The sequence below is a fragment of the Streptomyces sp. NPDC048352 genome, from assembly GCF_040651895.1.
In the GTDB taxonomy this organism is placed as follows: Bacteria; Actinomycetota; Actinomycetes; order Streptomycetales; family Streptomycetaceae; genus Streptomyces.
The window spans coordinates 1-2,051 of record NZ_JBEZKZ010000165.1; the positions used below are offsets into that span (position 1 = coordinate 1).

Annotated in this window: 2 protein-coding genes; both read left to right on the plus strand. The window is 77.0% G+C overall.

What is annotated here, in order from left to right:
- A partial coding sequence (locus tag AB0D45_RS34770; protein ID WP_362466693.1) for an ATP-binding cassette domain-containing protein occupies positions 1-965 on the plus strand: 965 nt, incomplete at its 5' end.
- Positions 962-1,828, plus strand: coding sequence for an ECF transporter S component (locus tag AB0D45_RS34775; RefSeq protein ID WP_362466696.1), 867 nt, complete (start codon positions 962-964; stop codon positions 1,826-1,828). The genes AB0D45_RS34770 and AB0D45_RS34775, both read left to right, overlap by 4 nt.
- Positions 1,829-2,051 lie beyond the last annotated feature (223 nt).

A 2,051-nucleotide genomic window follows, 5' to 3' on the forward strand; every position in this document is an offset into this window, starting at 1 on the left:
CTTCGCCCGTACCCCGGGGCGAAGGGCGGGGCGGGGAGCAGCTCCGCGCAGCGGCCCCCGGCACCGGCCCCGCCCCCCACGGGTGGCTCACCCGGATCCTCGGCCGGCGCCGCACCACCCCCGCGGAGCCCGCGGCCCCGGCCGACGCGGCCGCCACCGCCACCGCCCTCGGCGTCCGCCGCGGCCGCGCCGAGGTGCTGCGCGACGTCACCCTCCGTGTCGCCCCCGGCGAGACCGTCGCCCTCATGGGCCGCAACGGCGCCGGCAAGTCCACCCTCCTCGCCGCCCTCACCGGCACCCTCGCCCCCTCCACCGGCCAGGTGACGGTCGGCGGCCGGATCCCCCACCGGACTCCGCCGCAGGAGATGGTCCGCCGGGTCGGCCTGGTCCCCCAGGAGCCCCGTGACCTCCTCTACGCGGACACGGTCGCCGCCGAGTGCGCGGCGGCCGACGCCGATGCCGGCGCGGCCCCGGGGACCTGCCGCGCCCTGGTCAGCGCCCTGCTGCCCGGCGTACCGGACGGCACCCACCCCCGTGACCTGTCCGAGGGCCAGCGGCTGACCCTGGCGCTCGCGCTGGTCCTGACCGGCCGGCCGGCCCTGCTGCTGCTGGACGAGCCGACCCGCGGCCTGGACTACGCCGCGAAGGCCCGCCTGGTGGAGACGCTGCGCGGCCTCGCCGCCGACGGCCACGCCATCGTCCTCGCGACGCACGACGTGGAGCTGGCCGCCGAGCTGGCCCACCGGGTGGTCGTCCTGGCGGGCGGAGAGATCGTCGCGGACGGTCCGACGGCCGAGGTCGTGGTGTCCTCCCCCGCCTTCGCCCCGCAGGTCGCCAAGGTCCTGGCCCCGGGCCACTGGCTCACGGTGTCCCAGGTCGCCGCCGCCCTCGAAGCCCGCGCCCTCGAAGCCCGCGCCCTCCAAGCCCCCGCCCCCGAAGCCCCGGCCCCCGGAGCCCCCGCATGAGCGGCCGCGCACCCCGCACCCGCCCCGTCCGTATCGGCCCCCGCGCGGCGGCGGCCCTGGCGCTGGTCACCCTCATCGGCATCGCCGCCTTCGGCTGGCCCCTGCTCGCCGACCGCCAGTCCGGCCTCGCCCACTCCCAGGACGCCCCGTGGCTCTTCGCCGCGCTGCTGCCCCTCCTCGTGGCGGTCGTCGTCGCGACCATCGCCGACCAGGGCATGGACTCGAAGGCCGTCGCGATGCTGGGGGTGCTCGCCGCCGTGGGGGCGGCCCTGCGGCCGCTCGGCGCGGGCACGGCCGGCCTGGAGCCGATGTTCTTCCTGATGGTGCTCAGCGGCCGCGTCCTCGGTCCCGGCTTCGGGTTCGTCCTGGGCTCGGTCACCATGTTCGCGTCGGCCCTGCTCACGGGCGGGGTGGGGCCGTGGATGCCGTTCCAGATGCTGGCCCTGGGGTGGTTCTCGCTGGGTGCCGGGCTGCTGCCGGGGCCGGAGCGGATCCGGGGGCGGGCCGAGCTCGCGCTGCTCGCGGCGTACGGGTTCCTCGGCTCGTTCGCCTACGGGACGGTCATGAACCTCCAGGGCTGGGTCCTCCTCCAGGGCATGGGGCAGGGCGTCTCCTTCCACCCCGGCGACCCGGTGCCGCAGAACCTGGCCCGGTTCGTCGCGTACTGCCTGGCCACCTCGGTCGGCTGGGACCTGGGCCGGGCCGCGCTGACGGTCGTCCTGACCCTCACGGTCGGGGCCACCCTGCTGAAGGCGCTGCGGCGCGCGACTCGGAAAGCTGCGTTCGACGCGCCGGTCTCCTTCGATTCGGGGGCCGGAAGTGACCTGGGACACCCACCCAAGAGGCCTCAACCGGGCACATAACGTGACAATCAGGCCGCTGGGCGGTGAGGCGGCCCACAGGACCCACGTCACATTCGGCCCCCGGTAGTAGACCCCGCCGCCCCGTCGGCACCCCCGGCCACCTGCCCGAACCCGGGCCCGGGCGGCGTGGGCCGTTCCTCCCCACCTGCGAGGGCCGCTAGTAGCAGGGGGGCGTTGCCAGGGCGGCGGGGGCCTGGCTAACTGGTGATGTCGCCGAGGCGGC

Excerpts from the sequence above, each read along its gene's own strand:
- AB0D45_RS34775 (WP_362466696.1), top strand. The coding sequence starts at position 962 with ATGAGCGGCCGCGCACCCCGCACCCGCCCCGTCCGTATCGGCCCCCGC.